Here is a 19,871-nt window from a genome sequence, read left to right on the forward strand (position 1 = left end):
CATGGGGTGCGCAGCATACATCGGACGCTAGACGAGATCGAGCCCGCTTTCATTCCTGCCCGAGGCATTCCGGGGCCGCGGCTCAGTCGGGGACATAGCGAGTCGGGTCGGGGACACCGGCGGCCGCGAAGCCCTCGCGGCGGATGCGGCAGCTGTCGCAGCGCCCGCATGCGCGGCCGTCGGCGTCGGCCTGGTAGCAGCTGACCGTCTGGCTGTAGTCGACCCCGAGGCGGACCCCGGCCTGGATGATCTCGGCCTTGGACCAGTGCATCAGCGGCGCCCGCACCTCCCAGGGCGTGCCCTCCACCCCGCTGCGGGTCGCCACCCGGGCGAGGTCGCGGAAGGCCTCGATGAAGGCCGGACGACAATCCGGGTAGCCGGAGTAGTCCACCGCATTGGCCCCCACATACAGCAGGCGCGCGTCCAGGGTCTCGGCAAACCCCAGGGCGAGCGCCAGAAACACCGTGTTGCGTGCCGGCACGTAGGTCACGGGGATGCCCTCGGTCGGTGCCGTGGGCACGGCGATCGCGGCGTCCGTCAGTGCGGACCCACCAATCGCGCTCAGATCCACCGCCACTACGCGGTGATCCGTCACGCCCTGGGCGGCGGCTACGCGCCGCGCAGCGTCCAGCTCCGTGTGATGGCGTTGACCGTAGTCGATCGACAGGGCGTGACAGTCCAGCCCCTCGGCGCGGGCCATGGCCAGGCAAGTCGCCGAGTCAAGCCCGCCCGAGAGCAGCACCACGGCCTTCTCCGCGCGCTCACTCATGTCAGCGCCCCGGCTGGTCGCCCCAGAGGAGCTTGTGCAGCTGCATCTGAAAGCGAACCGGGAGACGTTCCGCGATGATCCAGTCGGCCAGGGCCCTCGGTTCCAGTTCGCCGTACACCGGCGAGAACAGGACCTCGACCTCCGGGGCCAGCCCCAGACGCTCCAGCTCGGCTCGCGCCCAGTCAAAGTCCTCGCGCCCGGCCAGCACGAACTTCAGCTGGTCGCCGGCCCTCAGTCGAGGGATGTTCTCGGGGTGGTTGCGAGCGGATTCCTGCGACGCTGGCGCCTTCCAGTCCATCACGATGGCCACCCGCGGATCGACACCCGCGATCGCCATCGCCCCGCTGGTCTCCAGCGAAACGCTGAAACCGGCATCGCACAGGCCCTCCAGCAGCGGCAGGCAGCCCGGCTGCGCGAGCGGCTCGCCGCCCGTCACGCAGACATGCCGAACCCCGGCGCGCCCGACCCAGTCGAGGATCGTCGCCAGCATCAGGGCCTCGCCACCCTCGAAGGCGTATTCGCTGTCACACCAGCGACAGCGCAGCGGGCAACCGGTCAGGCGCACGAAGGCGGTGGGCCAGCCCACCTGCGCCGCCTCCCCCTGCAGGGAGACGAACATCTCGGTGATCCTCAGCCGCACCGCGGCCGGATCGATCACCCCGGCGCCCCGGGCATCGCGCAGCGTGTCCGTGGTCATTGGCTGTCTTCGATCCGCCGCAGGCGCTCACGGGCCAGGCGATCCAGGGTGGTCCCGCCGTAGTCGGCCCGTACCGCCTCCAGCGCCTCGCGCGCCGCGTCGAAGTTCTGCAGTTCGTAGTGGGCGTAGCCAATCTTCAGCAGGGCATCGCCACCCTTGTCGCTTTCGGGGAAATCCTCGCGCAGCCGCTCGAAATCCTCCAGCGCTGCTTCGAACTCGCCGCTGGCGTATTTCGCCTCGGCCAGCCAGTACCAGGCATTGGCGGTGAAGTTGCCCTCGGGGTAGTCCTCGATGAACTGTTCCAGCTTGCGCATGGCCGTGGTGTAATCCCCGGCCATCAGGTCGTCAAACGCCGACTGATAGGCGGCCTGCTCGTCCGCTTCCGGCAGGTCCAGTTCAACCACCTCCTCCCGCGGCGCGGCATCCGTGGCTACCGCCCCGCTCTCGAACGCGCCCACCCGCTCATCCAGGTGACGGAACTGATCACGCTGGCGGGTGCTGAGACGGTTCACCTCGTGGCGCAGGGTTTCCACCTCGCCGCGCAGTTCGCGCAGATCCCGACTCAGCGACTCGGAGACCTGCAACAATTCGTTCATCGCACTGGAATCCAGCACCCGCTCGACGCGCTCGAGGCGGCGTTCGAGCTGGCGGATCTGCGACTGGGTGGCGAACACCGTACCGTCCTGGGCCCCGGCCGTGCCCGGCACCAGGGCCAGCGGGGCCAGGGCAAAGGTTACGGCCAGAATGGCGCCAAGAAGAAGGCCCGGACGTCCCGGGCACCGAAACAGAAATGCCCCCGAGGGGGCATTTCCGCAAGACTTGTCGAGCTTTGATTGCATCTGGCTTCCCGTCGCTTAGCGCCGGGATTCGTAGACCAGCTCGACCCGGCGATTCTTGGCCCAGGCCTCCTCGTTCTGCTGGAAGGCCACCGGCATCTCTTCACCATAACTGATGACCTCGAGCTGGTCATCCGAGGCGCCGTTCAGATTCAGCACCCGGCGCACCGACTGCGCCCGGCGTTCGCCCAGAGCCAGGTTGTACTCGCGCGTACCGCGCTCGTCGGTATGCCCTTCCAGACGCAGGCGCGCACCCGAATTCTGCGAGAGATAGGCGGCATGCGCCTCCAGCATCGGCATGTATTCGGACTTGACCTCGTCGCGGTCGAACTCGAAATACACCAGGCGTTCGGCCAGCGGGCTTTCCGGGTCGTCCAGGGCCGCCGCGTCGAAATCGCGATCTCGACCCAGGCCGCGGGCCTCGGCGGCCTCGCGTTCGGCACGCGCCTGTTCGGCGGCCGCCTCGCGCTCGGCGGCTCGTTCGGCATCCTCGGCATCGCGCGTTGGTGTGGCACAGGCCGACAGGGCCGCAATGACGACAGCCGCAAGGGCCAGGCGAAACAGGTTATTCATGGCTTTCGTTTCCTCGAAAAAGGGACAGTAAATAGGTCCGGGGACATCAGTTCAGGGGCGACCAGGCAGGTTCGCGCACCTCGCCTTCGCGGGCGGCCAACCGCTGGTGCACCTGGCCGTCGCGACTGACCGAGCCGAGCACGCCTCGCCCCCCATCCGTCATGGCATACAGGATCATGCTGCCATTGGGTGCAAAGCTTGGCGACTCTGCATCGCGCCCGTCCGTGAGGCGCGTCACACGGCGATCATCCAGATCGAGACGCGCCAGCTGAAATCCGCCATCGCCCCCATGGACGTACACCAATGAGCGGCCATCCGGGGAAATCGTGGCCGCCGCCGCGTAGCCGCTCTCGAAGGTGAGACGGCGCGCATTGCCACCGCTGGCCGGCTGGGCATAGATTTGCGGCGCGCCCGCACGATCCGAGGTGAAGTAGATGGTGTCGCCGTCGGGCGACCAGACCGGCTCGGTCTCGATCGCGCTGGAGCGCGTCAGTTGACGCAGATCGCCTGAGGCCAGATCCATCACGTAGATATTCGGCGAGCCGTCGCGCGAAAGGCTCAGCGCCAGCTGGCGGCCGTCCGGGGACCAGGCCGGGGCGCTGTTAATGCCGGTAAAACTCGCGATCCGGTTGCGCTCGCCGGTCTCCACATTCTGACGGAACACCTCGGAGCGGCGATTCTCAAAGGAGACGTAGACCAGCTCACGACCGTCCGGCGACCAGTCCGGCGACATGATCGGATCCTCAGACCGGAACAGGGTACGCGGATTGGCGCCGTCGGAGTCCGCGACCTCCAGGCGAAACTCGCGCGAGTCGTTGCGGCGCTCGACGCTGACAAACGCGATACGCGCACTGAAGGCACCCGGGTCTCCGGTGATCTGCTCGTAGACGATATCCGACACGCGATGCGCGCCGCGGCGCAGCATGTCCGCCGGCACCGGGATACGCCAGCCGCCCAGGCGTTCCTCGGCCAGCACGTCGAACACGTGGAACTCGACCATCACGTTGTCGCCGTCGGGGCGCATCGAGCCGACCACCAGATACTCCAGACCCGCCTCGGCCCAGGGCTGAGCAAGGAAGTCGGCTGGGCCCGAGGGTGCTTGGGGCAAACCGTCGCGTTCGACGTCAAACAGCCCGCTCCGGGTCAGGTTCGCGGCCAGGATCTGGTCCACATCCTCGCCCGGACGCCCGTCGCCATCCCAGGTGAACGGAGCCACGGCCACCGGGATCGCACCCGTCACCCCCTCGGTTACCGTCACTTCCAGTACCGCCTGGGCCTGCGCCGACCAAAGCAGCGCCAACCCCAGCAGCATCGTATGAATCATTCGTTGCATGTGTTTCCTCGTGGACCGGCTTGCGCCGGCCCGGTCAGTCGGGCTCGAAGCGGATGAGCACCCCGCCGCGCACGGCATCCGCATCCGGTGGGCGCGGCAGCGACGACAGGCGATCCATGGTCTGACGGACCGAGTCGCAGAAGGCGGGCCCGCCGGAGCAGCTCTCGATGTCGAAATTGATGATACGCCCGGTCTCGTTGACGCGCACGAGAACGATGGCACGATCCGAGGCATCCAGCCCCGATGGCTGGCGCCAGCGTCGCTGCACCACTGACTGCACCTGCGCGCGCCATTCGTTCAGCTCGCGATCCGCCTGTGCCTGGCGTTCCGCGGCCTCGCGCCGGGCCTGCGCCTCGGCCATGCGCTCCTGCTCGCGCTCCATCGCCTCGCGGCGGCGCTGCTCTTCCAGTTCGCGCTCCTGCTCGGCGCGACGCTCGGCCTCTTCCCGTTCGCGGCGTTCGGCCGCCTCGCGCTCGCGGCGCTCCGCCTCTTCCTGCGCCTGACGCTCCGCTTCCTCGCGCTCCCGCCGTTCCGCCGCCTCACGCTCGCGCGCCTCCTCGGCCTCACGCCGGGCCTGTTCCGCAGCCTCGCGCTCCTGGCGGATACGCTCGCGTTCGGCCTCGGCCTCCTCGCGCGCCTGGCGCCGCTCCTCCTCGGCCTCGCGGCGGGCCTGTTCGGCATCCTCCAGGGCCTGCTGGCGCGCGCGCTCCTGTTCCTCGCGGCGGCGTTGCTCCTCGGCCTGGCGGCGCTCTTCCTCGCGCCGGGCCTGTTCCTCGGCGCGGCGGCGTTCCTCTTCGGCGCGCAGCTGTTCGGCGACCTGCTCCTGCTCGGCGACTTCGCGCTGGTGTTCGATACGATCGAAGGTCTCGGCATCCACCGCGACCGCGTCGATCACCTCGATATCCTCCTGCACCGCGATCTCGACAGCGGCACGGGTGGAGGTCGGCGAGACGAGGCTGACATTCAGCAACAACGCCGCGAACAACACGCCATGCAGAAGCAGGACGAGGACCAGGCTCAAGGGATGACGGCGCAGGAGCTCGAACACGGCGGGGCGGCTCAGTCCTGGTTGTCGCGCGGCGGCTCGGTGATCAGCCCGACCCGGCCGCCTCCGGCACGCTGCAGGGCAACCATGGCATCGATCACGCGGCCGTAATCGACATTGCGGTCACCGCGCACGAAGGTCTGGGTACCCGGATTCTCGGCGAGGAACTCGCGCACGATCTCGGTCATCTCCTGCGGCGCCAGCGGCTCGTTCACATAGGGCCCCTGGTTCAGGCTCATGGCGCCGCCGGCATCCACCGTGACCACCAGCGGCTCGGCCGCCTGCGGGTCCTCTTCCATGGCCTCGGCATCGGCCTCCGGGAGGTCGACCTCCACGCCCTGCTGCAGCATGGGCGCGGTGATCATGAAGATGATCAGCAGAACGAGCATCACGTCGATGAACGGCACGACGTTTATCTGCGACATGGGCCGCCGCAGGCGGCGACTGTTGCGACGCGACTCGGCCATGGCTTAGGCCGGCGCCCCGGCGGCACCCTCGGCAGGCTTGCCCGCCCCCTGGCGATTCAGCAGGGCTACGAACTCGTCGCCGAAGTTCTCCAGGCGCGAGGCCACGCGGTCAACATCCCCGGCGAAGCGATTGTAGGCGATCACCGCCGGGATGGCGGCGAACAGGCCAAGCGCGGTCGCGATCAGGGCCTCGGCAATCCCGGGGGCCACCATCGCCAGTGTGGCCTGCTGCACCCCGGACAGCCCCAGGAAGGCATGCATGATGCCCCACACCGTCCCGAACAGGCCGATGTACGGGCTGGTCGAACCGACCGTGGCGAGGAACTGCAGGTAGCGCTCCATCTCGTCGGTCTCGCGCGCGATGGCCACACGCATCGCGCGGTGCGCGGGCTCGCCGGGCGCCATGCCGTGCTGGCGGGCCCGCAGGAATTCCTTGAAGCCCGAGGAGAAGACATGCTCCATGCCGGACATCTCCGACTTGCGCCGCACCCCCTCGTACAGATGCGACAGATCGGCGCCGGACCAGAAGCGCTCCTCGAATTCATCGCTGGCGCGGTGGGCCGCGTTGAGGGAACGCGCCTTGATGATAATCACCAGCCAGGAGAGCACCGAGGCGACCACCAGGATCACCATGACCAGCTGCACGATCAGACTCGCGTCCATGATCAGCTGGTACATTGAAAAGTCGACTGTCACTTGTCCATCTCCCGTTATGCCTTTGTTCCATCCGCCGCACGCAGCGCGTGCGTCACTTCATCGGGGATTGCCACCGGCGCCTGCCGGGCCACGTCCACACAGGCAATGCCGACCTCGCCGGTCACCAGCACCGCCGCGTCACGCTGCACCGCCTGCGCGAATTCGATGCTGGCGCGGCGCAGACGCTGCACCCGGCAGGTCACCGTCAGGGCCTCGTTGAAATGGGCGGGGCGCTGCATCTCCACAGACAGACGCCGCACGGCGAACACAATTCCGTACTCGGCGCGCAGCCGGTCCTGCTCGAAGCCCAGCGCACGCAGCCATTCGGTCCGCGCGCGCTCCATGAATTTCAGATAATTCGCGTGGTAGACCACGCCACCGGCATCGGTGTCCTCGTAATACACCCGCACCGGCCATGCGAAATCCGTCGTCATGGCTGGCGCGCGCCCTCGGCCATCGGCGTCAGCAGGTCACCCTCCTCCGTGCGCGCCAGACCAAACATGGCCAGCGTGCGGCGAGTCGCCTGGCGCCCGCGCGGGGTGCGCTGCAGATAGCCCTGCTGGATCAGGAACGGCTCGACCACATCCTCCAGCGTGCCGCGGTCCTCGTTCATCGCGGTGGCCAGACTCTCGACCCCGACCGGGCCGCCATCAAACTTCTCCACCAGCACCTCCAGCAGACGGCGATCCTGGGCATCCAGCCCCGAGGCATCGATCGCCAGCAGGTCCAGCGCCTGCGCGGCCACATCGAGCGTCACCACGCCATCGGCCCGCACCTGGGCGAAATCGCGCACCCGCCGCAACAGACGATTGGCCAGACGCGGCGTGCCGCGCCCGCGGCGCGCGATCTCGGTCGCGCCCTCGGCCTCGATCCCCACGCCCAGCAAGCCGGCGGCGCGATTCACGATATGCGCGAGATCGGGGACAGTGTAATGATCGAGGCGCTGGACGATACCGAACCGGTCACGTAACGGGGCCGAGAGCAGCCCGGCGCGGGTGGTGGCCCCCACCAGCGTGAACGGCGGCAGGTCCACCTTGATTGAACGCGCGGCCGGACCCTCGCCGATCACGATATCCAGCTGGCCATCCTCCAGGGCGGGATACAGGATCTCTTCCACCACCGTCGGCAGGCGGTGGATCTCGTCGACGAACAGGACATCGCGCGGCTCCAGCGCGGTGAGGATCGCCGCCAGGTCGCCGGCGCGCTCCAGCACCGGGCCGGAGGTCTGACGCAGGCCCACCCCCAGTTCGTTGGCAATGATATGCGCGAGGGTCGTCTTGCCCAGCCCGGGCGGGCCGGCGACCAGCGTATGGTCCAGGGCCTCGTCACGCCCGCGGGCGGCCTCGATGAACAGCCCCAGCTGCTCGACCACGCGCGGCTGACCGGTGTAGTCCGCGAGCCGTTTCGGGCGCAGGCTGACCTCCGCCCGCTCTTCCTCGGACCGACTCTGCATATCCACCAGACGTGATTCCATAGCCTCGCAGTATGCATCGCCACCGGCGCCGTTTACAGGGCCTGCTGCCGGGTTTTCGGACCAGGGTCCGGGCGCGGGTCGGCGTGGTCAGGCGCTGGCGGGCAAGTCGCGGGCGTAGACCAGGAACACGCCATGCCCGCCGGCCTCGAACTCCAGCCAGATCATTGGCAGGTCCGGGAAGGCCGCCTCCACCGCGGCCTGGCTGTTGCCGACCTCCACGATCAGCGCGCCGTCCTCGGTCAGGTGCTCGCGGGCCCCGTCCAGGATGCGGCGCACGATATCCAGCCCGTCGCCCCCGGCAGCCAGTCCCAATGCCGGCTCGTGGCGGTACTCCTCCGGCAAGGCCGCCATGTCCTCGGCATCCACGTACGGCGGATTGGACACGATCAGGTCATAGCGGTCACCGGCTTGCAGCCCATCGAACACGTCGGACTGCAATGCGCGGACTTGTTCGCTCATCTGGTGGCGCTCGATGTTGATCCGAGCCACCGCCAGCGCATCCGGCGAGACATCCGCCAGGTCCACCTGCGCCTGCGGCAGGGCCAGCGCCATCGCGATACCGATGCAGCCACCCCCGGTGCAAAGATCCAGGGCCCGAGTCACCCCATCGGGATCCAGCCACGGCTCGAAGCCCGCGGCGATCAACTCCGCCAGGGGCGAGCGCGGCACCAGCACGCGCTCGTCGACATAGAACGGCAACCCGGCAAACCAGGCCTCGCGGGTCAGGTACGCCGCCGGCTTGCGGGTGGCGATGCGCTCGCGCAACACCGCCACGACCCGCGTGCGCTCGGCCTCGCTCAGGCGCGAATCCCACCACGACTCGGGTAGATCCAGCGGCAGGTGGAGGGTGTGCAGCACCAGCCAGGCCGCCTCGTCAAAGGCGTTGTCGGTGCCATGGCCGAAGGTCAGCCCGGCGCCGCGAAACTGGCTGGCGCCGAAGCGAATGAAGTCGCGCAAGGTGCGCAATCCGGTGGTTGAATCCATGCCCGGTCTTTCCGTTGCGTGCGGGGGCGGTCATCATACCGCCTCGATGTCACTGTGTACGCCCGAACGAGATCCCGCATGAGCAAGATCGACCCCTGGCTGGCGCGCCTGTCGCACCTGCTGCCACAGCACGCCCTGTCGCGCGTGGTGCATCGTCTGGCGCGCATCGAGTCGCCGCAGCTGCAACCGCTGCTGCGCGCCTTCGTGCGCCGCTTCGGCCTGAACATGGACGAGGCCGCGGAACCGGACCTGACCACCTACCCCAGCTTCAACGCGCTGTTCACCCGCGCCCTGCGCGAGGACGCACGGCCACTGGAGGGGGACGCAAATACCCTGGTCAGCCCGGCCGATTCCCGGGTCAGCGCCGCCGGGCGCATCGAGGGCGGGCAGATCTTCCAGGCCAAGGGACATCACTACACGGTCCGGGAACTGCTGGGCGGGGAGGACGAGCTCGCGGAGGCCTTCCGTCACGGGCACTTCGTGACCCTGTATCTGTCACCGCGTCACTACCACCGACTGCACATGCCGCTGACCGGCACCCTGACCCACATGATCCATGTGCCCGGACGGCTGTTCTCGGTCGCCCCGCGCATCGTGCGTCACGTGCCGCGGCTGTACGCGCGCAACGAACGGGTGATCGCCTTTTTCGACACCCCGGTGGGGCCGATGGCCATGGCCTTGATCGGCGCCCAGAACGTCGGTTCCATCGAGACCGTATGGGCTGGCGAGGTTACCCCGCCCCATGGTCGCGAGATCAGCGTCAGCGAGTATCCGGACCGTGCCGTCACCCTGGAGCGCGGCGCGGAGATGGGTCGCTTCAACCTGGGCTCATCGGTCGTGCTGCTACTGCCCGATCACCCACTAAAACTCGCGGAACACCTGACGCCCGAGACCGAAGTCCAGGTCCGCGCGGCGCTCGGCCAGTTCTACTGAGTTTTCAGTACGAAGCACACGCAGACAGGAAGAAGTTCAAGGGCGATTCACAGGAAGACGGGAAATCAGAAGAGTTCTTGAACGCTCACACCCAGCCCCAGTGCCTGGCGCGACGCTGTCGTCCGCAGTTCTCCTCAATGCCCCCGGAGCAAAAACGCCCCGCCTTCCCGCCGACCTGGAAAGGCTTTTCGCTTTGGACCTGGCCCTTCTTCATGTCTTCGTGCGCGTGGTGGTGAACAAGGCACCTCAGGCCTGGGCGTGGGCCCCGCCCTGCTGATTGAAGTAGGCGGCCTTCCAGCTTTCGTAGTCGGCGACGAGCCGCTCGACATCGGCGGCATCGAACGCGCGCAGCCCGCTCAGCACGAGGTGCTTGCTGCCGTCGGCAACCACCGACTGGTCGATGACCAGTTCGTAGTCCAGGCGAATCTCTCCGCGCTTGCCATTGACCGTCATCACCGCATCCTTCAGACGGGGCTCCGGCACCCCGGCGCTGGCTGCCAGCGGCTCGGGCAGATGAAAACCCATGCGCTCATACATCACCAGTGGGCGCTTGGGGTTCACCATCACGCCGTGCTCCTCCATCAGCGGCACCAGCACGTGCGGGAAATTCTGCCCGGAAAAGCCGACATAGCTGCGGATCAGGGATCCGATCGCACTGGGCTCGTCGATCACCGCCCCCGAACGCTCGACCTCGATTACGCTCTTGCCACTCTCGTCGGTAATGGCAAAGGCCGCGCCCGGGTTTTCCGGAAAGATCAGGGGCACATTGCCTCCCACCATGCCGGTGAAACGGAAGAGCATGTCCGCGCTCGCGCCGTAGGTGTCCAGCACCAGGGCAAACAGTAGATCCCCCGGGACACAGAAGCGCCGGTTGTCGGCATCGTGGATCGGATTGAAGTCGCCCGCGAGGGTCTTGGCGAAGTCGCTGCCCTGCTCCGGGGTTACGACCAGCTGACCGTCGCGAAGGCGGTAGAAATCCTCAAGGAAGCGGGTATCGGTCACGCGGTCTCCCCGAACGCATCATTTGGTGTGGTTTTTCGCACCACTATAGCCCGAAATGCCCCTCGATGGCCTTGATAAAGGCATCGCCGTAGCGTTCCAGCTTGTGCTGCCCGACCCCGGAGATCCCGGCCATCTCGTCATGGGTGCGCGGCGCGGCCGCCACCATCTCCAGCAATGTGGCATCGCTGAAGATCACGTAGGGCGGCACCCCCTGATCCCGCGCCAGCTCGGTACGCAGGCCCCTCAGCGCCTCCCACAGGGAGCGATCCTCGGTGTCCATCGCCGCGACTGTACGGGCCGTATCACGCCGTGCCGGGCTGGCGCTACGTGCCCCCTTCTCCGGACGGGCCGCCTCCTCGCGCAGGTGAATCCCCTCCTCGCCGCGCAGAACCGGGCGGCAGGCCGGATCCAGCTTCAGTCCGCCGTAGCCCTCGTCATCCAGGCGCAGCAGCCCACGCGCCAGCAACTGCCGGACCACGCCGCGCCACTGCGCCTTGTCGAGTTCCTTGCCAATGCCGAAGGTGCTCAGACGATCGTGCCCCAGACGGGTCAGGCGCTCACTGGCCGAGCCGCGCAGCACGTCGATCACATGCCCGGCGCCGAAGCGCTCGCCGGTTCGATAGATGCAGGACAGGAGCTTTTGCACCGGCACGCTGGCATCCCAGGTCGCCGGCGGCTCCAGACAGTTGTCGCAGGCCCCGCAGGGTTCCGGCATGTGCTCGTCGAAATATCCCAGCAGGGCCTGGCGGCGGCAGCTGGTGATCTCGCAGAAGCCCAGCATGGCCTCCAGCTTTTGCTGTTCGACGCGCTGACGCTCGGCCCCGGCCTGCGACCCCTCCAGCATCTGGCGCAAGGTCACGACATCCTGCAACCCAAAGACCATCCAGGCATTGGCCGGCAGGCCATCGCGGCCGGCGCGGCCGGTCTCCTGATAGTAGCCCTCCAGACTCTTCGGCAGGTTCAGGTGGGCGACAAAGCGCACATTCGGCTTGTCGATGCCCATGCCGAAGGCGATGGTGGCGACCATCACCACCCCCTCCTCGCGCAGGAAGCGGGTCTGGTTCGCCGCGCGGGTCGCGGCCGGCAGGCCGGCGTGATACGGCAGGGCGGTGACACCCTGCTCCGCCAGCCATTCGGCCACGGCGTCCACCTTCTTGCGTGACAGGCAATACACGATCCCCGCCTCCCCGGCGTGTTCCTCGCGGATGAAGCGCAGCAGCCGATCACGTGCCGAGCCGCCCCGGCCGCCGTCTGCCTGGGCGATGCGGTAGCGGATATTGGGGCGGTCGAAGGAACTGACGAAGGCGCGCGCCTGATCGAGGCACAGCCGTTCGCGGATCTCCTGGCGGGTCGGGCCGTCGGCGGTCGCGGTCAGGGCCAGGCGCGGCACCTGTGGAAAACGCTCGGCCAGCACCGCCAGTTGACTGTATTCGGGGCGGAAGTCATGCCCCCACTGCGAGACGCAGTGCGCCTCGTCAATCGCGAACAGGGCAAGGTCGATGCCTTCCAGGCGTTCCAGCATGCCCGAGGCAAACAGCCGCTCTGGCGACATGTACAGGAGGTCCAGTTCGCCGGCGTGCAGGGCCGCCAGCACGGAACGCGCCTCGTCCGCCTTCTGGCCGGAGTCGAGACTGGCCGCGGCCACGCCGTTCTGGCGCAGGGCGGCGACCTGGTCCTGCATCAACGCGATCAGGGGCGAGATCACGATGCCGCAGCCGGGCCGTGCCAGCGCCGGGATCTGGTAGCAGAGCGACTTGCCGCCGCCGGTGGGCATCAGCACCACCGCGTCGCCACCACCGGTCACGTGTTCGACGATCGCCTGCTGCTGGCCGCGAAATTCCGTATAGCCGAAGGTCTCGCGCAGGATCTCCAGTAGCGCCGCCGCCGGAGCGCTTCCCTGCGCTTCTCCAGCTGCAAGACCCGAGGGTTCCAATGGATACACTCCAAACAATATGACAGGCGGGCAAGACTGCCGAATGCCCGGCACCGCTGCAAGCGACAGGCGTCGGAATCACCCTGCGCCGCCCGCAACCGACACCTGCAAGAAGACGCTGATTCGGGCTTTTGCGCCTTTCCGCGATAACACTCGCCACGCTAAACTGCCGATCCAGCCCTCCTTTTCCGGAATCCCAATGCCGACATCCACCCGCCTCCTGCCCGTTGTCTGTCTCGCGCTCCTGACGCTCGCCGCCTGCTCCGAGGCCCCGGATTCGGACACCGGGGACGCGGCCGCGCAGGCACCCGCCAGCGAGTCGAACGCGGCCTCGGGCTCCACGGCCCAGCTCGACTACAGCCTGCCGCCGGAGGGTTTCGCCGCTGACCCCGAAGCCGGGCGCTCGCTGTTCCGGTCCAACTGCATGGAGTGCCACGGCGAGGATGCCCGCGGCACCGACCAGGGGCCGCCGCTGATCCACCGCATCTACGAGCCCTCGCACCACCCGGACATCACCTTCCATCGCGCGGTGGCCCTGGGCGTGCACCAGCATCACTGGGAGTTCGGCGACATGCCGCCGGTGGCGGGCGTCACCGGCGAGGAGACCGCCCACATCATCGCCTGGATCCGCCAGGAACAGCGCGCCGTCGGCATCGACTGAGCGGAGCCGGCACATGCATCCCCTCGCTCGGATGCGGTCCGCCAGACGGTGTGCGCCTGCCTGGACGCCAGGCTGCGCCACCACGACCTCGAGCAGGACCGGGGCGGGTTACCGTATCCATCGCTGATAGTTCCGGCGACGTAGCAGATCCCGCCGGGGCCGGAAGCCGCTACCGAACGCGCGCCCACGTGCGAAGCCAGCGGCAAGCCTCTAAGGTAGGCGACCTACCCAGCCCCGGATTCCCCCATGCGCGGTCATTCCAGCGTGCACGATGCGCCCGACGAGGCGATTAACTGGCGCATCGTTCGCTCCCTGTTCCCCTATCTCGCGGAGTTCCGCGGGCGGCTGTTCCTCGCCCTCGGGCTGATGGGCCTGGCCAAGCTGGCGACCGTGCTGGTCCCGCTGGCACTGAAATACATCGTCGATCACTTCGAGGATTCCGGCACCGACGCGCTGGTGGCAGTACCGGTGGCACTGGTGGTGGCCTATGGCCTGTTGCGCTTTGGCGGCACCCTGTTCGGGGAGTTGCGCGACGCGGTCTTCGTGCGGGTGGCCGAGCGCGCCATGCGGCGCGCGGCCCTGCGCGTGTTCGAACATCTGCATCGGCTGGAGCTGAGCTTTCATCTGGCGCGCGAGACCGGCGGCCTGGCCCGGGACATCGAGCGCGGCACCAGCGGTATCAGCTTCCTGCTGCGCTTCATGGTGTTCAACATCCTGCCGACGATCATCGAGATCGCGATGGTCGCGGTCATCCTGCTGATCGCGGTGGGCCCGGTATTCACCCTGACGGTGATCATCGCGGTGGCGGCCTACATTGCCTGGTCGGTGTGGATTACCGAGTGGCGCACCCGCTTCGTGCGCGAGGCGAATCAACGCGACAACGAGTCCAACACCCGCGCGATCGACAGCCTGCTGAACTACGAGACGGTCAAGTACTTCGGCAACGAGGGCTTCGAGGCCCGGCGCTACGACGAGGGCCTGGCCACCTGGGAACAGGCGCGCACCAAGAACGTGCTGTCGCTGGTGCTGCTGAACTCGGGGCAGGCCCTGATCATCGCCGGCGCGATCACCGTGATGATGCTGCTGGCCGCCAGCCGCGTGGCCTCGGGGCAGATGTCGCTGGGCGACCTGGTCATGGTCAACGCCTACATGATCCAGCTGTTCATGCCGTTGAACTTCCTCGGCTTCGTCTATCGCGAGATCCGCCAGTCGCTGGCGAACATCGAGCGCCTGTTCGGGCTGCTGGAGAAGCCCGTGCAGGTCGAGGACCGCCCGGACGCACCGGATCTCGAGGTCACCAGCGGGCAGGTGCGCTTCGAACAGGTCGCCTTCCACTACCAGCCGGAGCGCCCGATCCTCGCGGACGTCTCGCTCGAGATCCCCGCCGGGCACAAGCTCGCGGTGGTCGGGCCCAGCGGGGCCGGCAAGTCGACGCTCGCCCGGCTGCTGTTCCGCTTCTTTGACGTGACCGACGGGCGCATCACCATCGACGGACAGGACATCCGCGAGGTGACCCAGCAGAGCCTGCGCCGCGCGATCGGTGTGGTCCCGCAGGACACCGTGCTGTTCAACTCCAGCATTCGCTACAACATCGCCTACGGGGACCCGGAAGCGTCCGAAGAGGCGATCTTGCGCGCGGTCCACCTGGCGCACCTGGACGACTTCATCGAGCGCCTGCCGGACGGCCTGGACACGGTGGTCGGCGAACGCGGGCTCAAGGTCTCCGGCGGCGAGAAACAGCGCATCGCCATCGCCCGCATGCTGCTGAAGGACCCGCCGATCCTAGTGTTCGACGAGGCCACCTCGTCACTGGATTCGGGCTCAGAAAAGGCCATCCTGCAGGCCCTGAACGAGGTCTCGGCGCGGCGCACCACGCTGGTCATTGCCCACCGCCTGTCCACCGTGAAGGACGCCGAGCAGATCGTGGTGCTGGACCAGGGCCGCGTGGTCGAACGTGGCACCCATCGCGAACTCCTCGCCAGGAACGGCGCCTACGCCCGCCTGTGGCAACACCAGCAGGAACACGAACCCACCACCGCCAACGCAAGCCCGAACGCCGGGGACTAAACCCTTGTTCACCACGGAGGGGGCAGAGAAAACAGGGAAGTGGGAGTGAGATACGGGTATTGATTGCAGCCTGGGTTACTGCCGGTTAACCGCCGCTGCTTCGTGCGCTTGGCGGCACCCCGCACCCTTGACGGATCGTTCACATCAGAGCCTTTCGAATTTCTCCGTGTCCTCCGTGCTGAATACGCCCTTGAATTCCGTCATTTCTTCGTGCGCTTCGTGGTAAACCGAAAAGTGAATCAGTCCGGGTCGACGCGGCCGCGCAGGGCCTTCTTGCGGCCGCGCTGGGTCTTGCCCTCCAGGCGGCGCAGCTTGGAGGCGCGGGTCGGCCGCGTGGCCTTGCGCGCCTTGATCGGGCGGCCGGCCTCGCGCAGCAGCTCCGCCAGGCGTTCGAGCGCGTCCTCGCGATTGGCCTCCTGGGTACGGTACTGCTGCGCCTTGATGACGATCACGCCCTCCTTGCTGATGCGCTGATCGCGGCGGCGCAGCAGGCGTTCCTTGTAGACATCGGGCAGGCCGGAGGCGCGGATATCGAAGCGCAGGTGAATGGCCGAGGCGACCTTGTTGACGTTCTGGCCGCCAGCCCCCTGGGCACGGATCGGAATCAGCTCGATCTCGTGCTCGGGGACGCTCACGCTGTTGGAGATTTGCAGCATCGCGGGATCAGCGAAACTCGCCGCCACGGATACGATTTTCGTCGTCCAGATCGGCGAAGAACCGGCTGTGATCGGTGCGGTATTCCTGGGTCACGATGTCGCCGGGCAGCACCAGCATCACGTCGGGGTAGACGCGCCCGAATTCCGCGGGTGTCGGGCGGCTCTCGAGAAAATGCAGGAACGGGTTCATCTGCTCGACCGTGCCCGGACGCGGCTCGGGCCCATCACCCCGGGTCTCGGTCTTGTGCACCGAACAGGCACCAACGCCCAGCGCCAGCACTACAACCACCAGGGCCGGGGTCCATCGGAAATTCAACGCCATGCAAACCTCCTGCGCAGGCCAGATGCAACGTCATTGCGAGGCGCCGAAGGCGCCGCGGCACCCTCCAGAAGCTCGCACCCCAGCTAGATCCGATAGCCCACGGGAGATTGCTTCGTCGCTTCGCTCCGCGCAATGACGGGCCAATGTCCCGCGCGCCGAGGGAGTAGTTAGGAGTAGTCAGGAGCGCAGAGGTTACTCCGTCGGTTGGCCGTGCTCGCGGGTCGACTGGAAGCGGATCTCCGGCCACTTCTCCTGCGCCATCTGCAGGTTCACCCGGGTCGGGGCGATATAGACCAGATCGCCGCCGTGGTCGATGGCCAGGTTGGTCGCCGCCTTCTCCTTGAACTCGTCGAATTTCTTCGGATCATCGCTTTCGACCCAGCGCGCCGTTTGGACGTTCACGTTCTCGAACTGTGCCTCCACCTTGTACTCGGTGCGCAGGCGTTCGGCGACCACCTCGAACTGCAGCACGCCGACCGCCCCCAGGATCAGGTCGTTGTTGGTCAACGGGCGATAGAGCTGGGTTGCGCCCTCCTCGCACAGCTCCTGCAGCCCCTTGGCGAGCTGCTTCATCTTCAGCGGGTCCTTCAACTGCGCGCGGCGGAACAGCTCCGGGGCGAAGTTCGGCACGCCAGTGAAGGTGAGGTCCTCGCCCTGGGTGAAGGTATCCCCGATGCGGATGGTGCCGTGGTTGTGGATGCCGATGATGTCGCCGGGATAGGCGGTCTCCACATGCTCGCGGTCGGAGGCCAGGAAGGTCAGCGCGTCCGGGATCTTCACGTCGCGCCCGATGCGCACGTGGCGCAGCTTGGCGCCCTTGTCGAAGGTGCCCGAGCAGATGCGCATGAACGCGATGCGGTCGCGGTGGTTCGGGTCCATGTTCGCCTGGATCTTGAACACGAAGCCGGTGAACTTCTCCTCGGTCGGCTCTACCTTGCGCGAGTGGGTCGGGCGCGGCAGCGGGCCGGGAGCGTACTCGACGAAGTCGTCCAGCAGCTCCTCGATCCCGAAGTTGTTGATCGCCGAGCCGAAAAACACCGGGGTCTGCGCACCGCTCAGGTAGGCCTCCGGGTCAAATGCGTGCGAGGCGCCCTGCACCAGCTCCAGTTCCTCGCGCAGCTCCCCGGCCTGCGGCCCCAGCACCTCGTCCAGGCGCGGGTTGTCCAGGCCCTCGATGATCTCGCCGGTGGACTTCTTGCCACCCTCTTCGGGGTCGTAAAGATGCACCGCGTCGCGGCGGAGGTGATAGACGCCACGGAAGCGCTTTCCCGAGCCGATCGGCCAGGTGATCGGGGCGCACTGGATCTTCAGCACTTCCTCGACCTCGTCCAGCAACTCGATCGGATCGCGGCCCTCGCGGTCCATCTTGTTCACAAAGGTCATGATCGGCGTATCGCGCAGCCGGCAGACCTCCATCAGCTTGATGGTCCGTTCCTCGACACCCTTGGCGGCGTCGATCACCATCAGCGCGGAGTCCACTGCGGTCAGCGTGCGATAGGTGTCCTCGGAGAAGTCCGCGTGTCCCGGGGTGTCCAGCAGGTTCACCATGCGGCCCTTGTACGGGTACTGCATGACGGAAGAAGTGACCGAAATGCCACGCGATTTCTCCATCTCCATCCAGTCGGAGGTGGCATGGCGCGCTGACTTGCGCCCCTTGACCGTACCGGCGAGCTGGATCGCGCCGCCGTACAGCAGGAGCTTTTCGGTCATGGTGGTCTTACCGGCGTCCGGGTGCGAAATGATCGCGAAGGTCCGGCGTCGGCGGGTTTCCTCGATAAAGGACATGAATACGGGCCGCTTGAATCAGCCCGTAAGTTTAACGCGAAAGCGCGGGTCCGGTTCATCTTTCCGGGGGCCCAACATGCAAACGGCCCCGAAAAACGGGGCCGTTTGCATGGGTTCCGGCGCTGCCCGATCAGCGCGCCGAGGCCGCCTGAAGCGCGGCGTTCTGTTCCTTGAGGCGCCCCTGGGCAGTCACCAGGTCACGGTTGTTCATGCGGGTCTCCAGCGAGGCCAGGCGTTCCCGGTCGTCCGCCATGCTGTACCAGACATGCGCCTGCACCAGATCACGTTCGACCCCGCGACCGTTCTGGTGCAGGCGACCCAGCCCGATCTGGGCATGCCGGTAGCCCTGCTCCGCTGCAGCGGTATACCAGCGCGCGGCGGCGGCCGGATCACGCGTGGTGCCCTGACCATTCTCGTGCATCAGCCCCACATAATACTGCGCGGCAGGCAGTCCCTGATCTGCCGCCTTGCCCAGCCACTCGAGTGCGGCGGCCGGATCCTGCTCGCCATTGGCCAGATGGCTGCCCAGCCAGTACTGGGCATCGGCATGACCCAGTTCCGCCGCGCGTGAGTAATGTTCGTGACTGCGTTCGGCGTCGGCCGAGGTGCCCTTGCCGGTCGCGAAGAGGTAACCCAGATAGTAATGCGCACTGGCGTGGTCGGCATCCGCAGCGCGAGCAAACCAGCGCAGGGCCTGATCGTAGTCCACCGCCGTGCCGCGCCCGGCGTAGTTCGCCATGCCCACGTCGAACATCGCCGCCGTATTGCCCTTCTGTGCGTTGCTTTCACGGATCTCGTACCAGACTTCCAGCAGCTCCTGCTGGCGCTCGGCCTCGTCGTAGCCGAAGGCCTGCTGGGCATGGGCAAGCCCTCCGGTAGCCAGGAGCGGCAGCGCCAGGGGGAGCGAAACAAACAATGCACGTAGGGATCGGGACATGGGTTACCTCATCCGGAGTCGGGGCCAATACCGAGTTCGATCATAGACCCGGGGGGTGACCGTCACAACGCGGAGGTCCCGGGACGAGAACCCAAGGCGGCAAAACCCGACCGGGTTACGGATTTTGCACCCGACGCTGTGACTGACTTCACACTCCGGCGCTGAACCGACGAGTCAAGACCCGGCGGGCGCGGCGCAGCGACGCGTCAGCACCCAGGCATCCTCGCGGCCGCTGGGGAGCGGGTAATAGCGCGGACGGGTGCCGATATGCTCAAAACCCTCGGAGCGGTAGAGCTGCACCGCCGCCACATTGGATGGGCGCACCTCGAGGAACAACGCCTCTGCGTCCTGACTGCACACATAGTCAAACAGGCGACGGACCATGAAACGGCCAAGCCCGTTGCCCTGCCAGCGCGGGTCCACCGTAAGGTTGAGCAGGTGGGCCTCGCCGGCGGCCACCGTCAGCACACTATGCCCCACCTGGCGACCATCCACCGCCAGCACCCAGCAGTCGTAACCCACCCGCAGGCAGTCCTCGAAGATGCGGGCGGTCCAGGGGTACACATAGGCCTCGCGCTCCACGCGCATCACGCCTTCCACATCGGCCACCTGCATGCGGCGCAACTCGGGCTGGACGCGGGGTTCGGCACTCATGACGCAGGCTTCTCCAGCAGCAGTGAAGGAAAGGACGGGGCGAGGTG

General features: G+C 67.1%; 21 protein-coding genes. 3 read left to right on the plus strand and 18 right to left on the minus strand.

Annotation, left to right across the window (positions count from 1 at the left end):
- Positions 1–82: 82 nt before the first annotated feature.
- The 11 genes from queC to prmB all read right to left on the minus strand — a co-directional run bounded on the left by queC (position 83) and on the right by prmB (position 8,874).
- The gene (gene queC, locus G335_RS0104970) at positions 83–769 is read right to left on the minus strand and encodes a 7-cyano-7-deazaguanine synthase QueC (RefSeq protein ID WP_018168454.1); all 687 of its coding nucleotides are present in this window, start codon (positions 767–769) and stop codon (positions 83–85) included.
- Between the two features lies 1 nt (position 770).
- The gene (gene queE, locus G335_RS0104975) at positions 771–1,466 is read right to left on the minus strand and encodes a 7-carboxy-7-deazaguanine synthase QueE (RefSeq protein WP_018168453.1); all 696 of its coding nucleotides are present in this window, start codon (positions 1,464–1,466) and stop codon (positions 771–773) included.
- Positions 1,463–2,305 carry a tol-pal system protein YbgF gene (gene ybgF / locus G335_RS0104980; protein WP_018168452.1) on the minus strand — a complete coding sequence of 281 codons (843 nt, stop codon included), beginning with the start codon at positions 2,303–2,305 and terminating at the stop codon, positions 1,463–1,465. Before ybgF ends, queE begins: the two co-directional genes overlap by 4 nt.
- Before the next feature lie 15 nt (positions 2,306–2,320).
- Positions 2,321–2,875 carry a peptidoglycan-associated lipoprotein Pal gene (gene pal / locus G335_RS0104985; RefSeq protein ID WP_018168451.1) on the minus strand — a complete coding sequence of 185 codons (555 nt, stop codon included), beginning with the start codon at positions 2,873–2,875 and terminating at the stop codon, positions 2,321–2,323.
- A 46-nt stretch (positions 2,876–2,921) separates the two neighbouring features.
- Positions 2,922–4,208 (minus strand): Tol-Pal system beta propeller repeat protein TolB, encoded by a 1,287-nt coding sequence (gene tolB, locus G335_RS0104990; protein ID WP_018168450.1) that lies wholly within the window; start codon positions 4,206–4,208, stop codon positions 2,922–2,924.
- A gap of 34 nt (positions 4,209–4,242) precedes the next feature.
- A complete protein-coding gene (gene tolA, locus G335_RS0104995; RefSeq protein WP_018176068.1) occupies positions 4,243–5,256 on the minus strand; it encodes a cell envelope integrity protein TolA in 1,014 nt (337 codons plus the stop codon).
- A gap of 11 nt (positions 5,257–5,267) precedes the next feature.
- Positions 5,268–5,720, minus strand: a complete 453-nt coding sequence (tolR, locus tag G335_RS0105000; RefSeq protein ID WP_018143960.1) for a protein TolR — start codon at positions 5,718–5,720, stop codon at positions 5,268–5,270.
- Between the two features lie 3 nt (positions 5,721–5,723).
- The gene (tolQ, locus tag G335_RS0105005; protein ID WP_018168448.1) at positions 5,724–6,398 is read right to left on the minus strand and encodes a protein TolQ; all 675 of its coding nucleotides are present in this window, start codon (positions 6,396–6,398) and stop codon (positions 5,724–5,726) included.
- 32 nt (positions 6,399–6,430) lie between these two features.
- A complete protein-coding gene (ybgC, locus tag G335_RS0105010) occupies positions 6,431–6,850 on the minus strand; it encodes a tol-pal system-associated acyl-CoA thioesterase (RefSeq protein ID WP_018176069.1) in 420 nt (139 codons plus the stop codon).
- On the minus strand, positions 6,847–7,890 hold the full coding sequence (gene ruvB / locus G335_RS0105015) for a Holliday junction branch migration DNA helicase RuvB (RefSeq protein WP_026313016.1): 1,044 nt from the start codon (positions 7,888–7,890) through the stop codon (positions 6,847–6,849). The genes ybgC and ruvB overlap by 4 nt, the downstream gene beginning before the upstream one ends.
- Positions 7,891–7,977: 87 nt before the next feature.
- The gene (gene prmB / locus G335_RS0105020) at positions 7,978–8,874 is read right to left on the minus strand and encodes a 50S ribosomal protein L3 N(5)-glutamine methyltransferase (RefSeq protein ID WP_018176070.1); all 897 of its coding nucleotides are present in this window, start codon (positions 8,872–8,874) and stop codon (positions 7,978–7,980) included.
- Positions 8,875–8,952: 78 nt separating this feature from the next.
- On the opposite strand from prmB, the gene asd reads away from it, so the two are divergent.
- Positions 8,953–9,807, plus strand: a complete 855-nt coding sequence (gene asd, locus G335_RS0105025) for an archaetidylserine decarboxylase (RefSeq protein WP_018176071.1) — start codon at positions 8,953–8,955, stop codon at positions 9,805–9,807.
- Between the two features lie 246 nt (positions 9,808–10,053).
- On the opposite strand, the gene G335_RS0105030 is transcribed toward asd, so the two are convergent.
- Positions 10,054–10,809: a DUF3581 family protein gene (locus G335_RS0105030; RefSeq protein ID WP_018168443.1), complete on the minus strand. Its 756-nt coding sequence runs from the start codon at positions 10,807–10,809 to the stop codon at positions 10,054–10,056.
- Between the two features lie 43 nt (positions 10,810–10,852).
- Positions 10,853–12,742, minus strand: a complete 1,890-nt coding sequence (gene recQ / locus G335_RS0105035) for a DNA helicase RecQ (RefSeq protein ID WP_018176072.1) — start codon at positions 12,740–12,742, stop codon at positions 10,853–10,855.
- Between the two features lie 199 nt (positions 12,743–12,941).
- Here recQ and G335_RS0105040 point away from each other — a divergent pair, with 199 nt between their 5' ends.
- Positions 12,942–13,403, plus strand: a complete 462-nt coding sequence (locus G335_RS0105040) for a cytochrome c (protein ID WP_018176073.1) — start codon at positions 12,942–12,944, stop codon at positions 13,401–13,403.
- Positions 13,404–13,649: 246 nt separating this feature from the next.
- The gene (locus G335_RS0105045; protein WP_018176074.1) at positions 13,650–15,470 is read left to right on the plus strand and encodes an ABC transporter ATP-binding protein/permease; all 1,821 of its coding nucleotides are present in this window, start codon (positions 13,650–13,652) and stop codon (positions 15,468–15,470) included.
- Between the two features lie 239 nt (positions 15,471–15,709).
- Here the strand turns inward: G335_RS0105045 and arfB are convergent, their stop codons facing one another.
- The 5 genes from arfB to rimI all read right to left on the minus strand — a co-directional run bounded on the left by arfB (position 15,710) and on the right by rimI (position 19,824).
- Positions 15,710–16,126, minus strand: a complete 417-nt coding sequence (gene arfB / locus G335_RS0105050) for an alternative ribosome rescue aminoacyl-tRNA hydrolase ArfB (protein WP_018143971.1) — start codon at positions 16,124–16,126, stop codon at positions 15,710–15,712.
- A gap of 7 nt (positions 16,127–16,133) precedes the next feature.
- On the minus strand, positions 16,134–16,448 hold the full coding sequence (locus G335_RS0105055; protein WP_018143972.1) for a hypothetical protein: 315 nt from the start codon (positions 16,446–16,448) through the stop codon (positions 16,134–16,136).
- Between the two features lie 192 nt (positions 16,449–16,640).
- Positions 16,641–18,233 (minus strand): peptide chain release factor 3, encoded by a 1,593-nt coding sequence (locus G335_RS0105060; protein ID WP_018143973.1) that lies wholly within the window; start codon positions 18,231–18,233, stop codon positions 16,641–16,643.
- 130 nt (positions 18,234–18,363) lie between these two features.
- Positions 18,364–19,170: a tetratricopeptide repeat protein gene (locus G335_RS0105065; RefSeq protein WP_038084332.1), complete on the minus strand. Its 807-nt coding sequence runs from the start codon at positions 19,168–19,170 to the stop codon at positions 18,364–18,366.
- Between the two features lie 174 nt (positions 19,171–19,344).
- Entirely contained in the window at positions 19,345–19,824 is a 480-nt protein-coding gene (gene rimI / locus G335_RS0105070; RefSeq protein WP_018168436.1) for a ribosomal protein S18-alanine N-acetyltransferase, read from the minus strand.
- Positions 19,825–19,871: the final 47 nt, after the last annotated feature.

It is taken from the genome of Thioalkalivibrio sp. AKL8, from assembly GCF_000380525.1.
GTDB classification, from domain to species: Bacteria; Pseudomonadota; Gammaproteobacteria; order Ectothiorhodospirales; family Ectothiorhodospiraceae; genus Thioalkalivibrio; species Thioalkalivibrio versutus.

Excerpts from the sequence above, each read along its gene's own strand:
- rimI (WP_018168436.1), bottom strand. The coding sequence starts at position 19,824 with ATGAGTGCCGAACCCCGCGTCCAGCCCGAGTTGCGCCGCATGCAGGTG.
- ybgF (WP_018168452.1), bottom strand. The coding sequence starts at position 2,305 with ATGCAATCAAAGCTCGACAAGTCTTGCGGAAATGCCCCCTCGGGGGCA.
- G335_RS0105065 (WP_038084332.1), bottom strand. The coding sequence starts at position 19,170 with ATGTCCCGATCCCTACGTGCATTGTTTGTTTCGCTCCCCCTGGCGCTG.
- asd (WP_018176071.1), top strand. The coding sequence starts at position 8,953 with ATGAGCAAGATCGACCCCTGGCTGGCGCGCCTGTCGCACCTGCTGCCA.
- G335_RS0105040 (WP_018176073.1), top strand. The coding sequence starts at position 12,942 with ATGCCGACATCCACCCGCCTCCTGCCCGTTGTCTGTCTCGCGCTCCTG.
- G335_RS0105060 (WP_018143973.1), bottom strand. The coding sequence starts at position 18,233 with ATGTCCTTTATCGAGGAAACCCGCCGACGCCGGACCTTCGCGATCATT.
- tolR (WP_018143960.1), bottom strand. The coding sequence starts at position 5,720 with ATGGCCGAGTCGCGTCGCAACAGTCGCCGCCTGCGGCGGCCCATGTCG.
- pal (WP_018168451.1), bottom strand. The coding sequence starts at position 2,875 with ATGAATAACCTGTTTCGCCTGGCCCTTGCGGCTGTCGTCATTGCGGCC.
- G335_RS0105055 (WP_018143972.1), bottom strand. The coding sequence starts at position 16,448 with ATGGCGTTGAATTTCCGATGGACCCCGGCCCTGGTGGTTGTAGTGCTG.
- prmB (WP_018176070.1), bottom strand. The coding sequence starts at position 8,874 with ATGGATTCAACCACCGGATTGCGCACCTTGCGCGACTTCATTCGCTTC.
- queE (WP_018168453.1), bottom strand. The coding sequence starts at position 1,466 with ATGACCACGGACACGCTGCGCGATGCCCGGGGCGCCGGGGTGATCGAT.
- tolB (WP_018168450.1), bottom strand. The coding sequence starts at position 4,208 with ATGCAACGAATGATTCATACGATGCTGCTGGGGTTGGCGCTGCTTTGG.
- queC (WP_018168454.1), bottom strand. The coding sequence starts at position 769 with ATGAGTGAGCGCGCGGAGAAGGCCGTGGTGCTGCTCTCGGGCGGGCTT.
- tolQ (WP_018168448.1), bottom strand. The coding sequence starts at position 6,398 with ATGTACCAGCTGATCATGGACGCGAGTCTGATCGTGCAGCTGGTCATG.
- ybgC (WP_018176069.1), bottom strand. The coding sequence starts at position 6,850 with ATGACGACGGATTTCGCATGGCCGGTGCGGGTGTATTACGAGGACACC.
- ruvB (WP_026313016.1), bottom strand. The coding sequence starts at position 7,890 with ATGGAATCACGTCTGGTGGATATGCAGAGTCGGTCCGAGGAAGAGCGG.
- G335_RS0105045 (WP_018176074.1), top strand. The coding sequence starts at position 13,650 with ATGCGCGGTCATTCCAGCGTGCACGATGCGCCCGACGAGGCGATTAAC.
- arfB (WP_018143971.1), bottom strand. The coding sequence starts at position 16,126 with ATGCTGCAAATCTCCAACAGCGTGAGCGTCCCCGAGCACGAGATCGAG.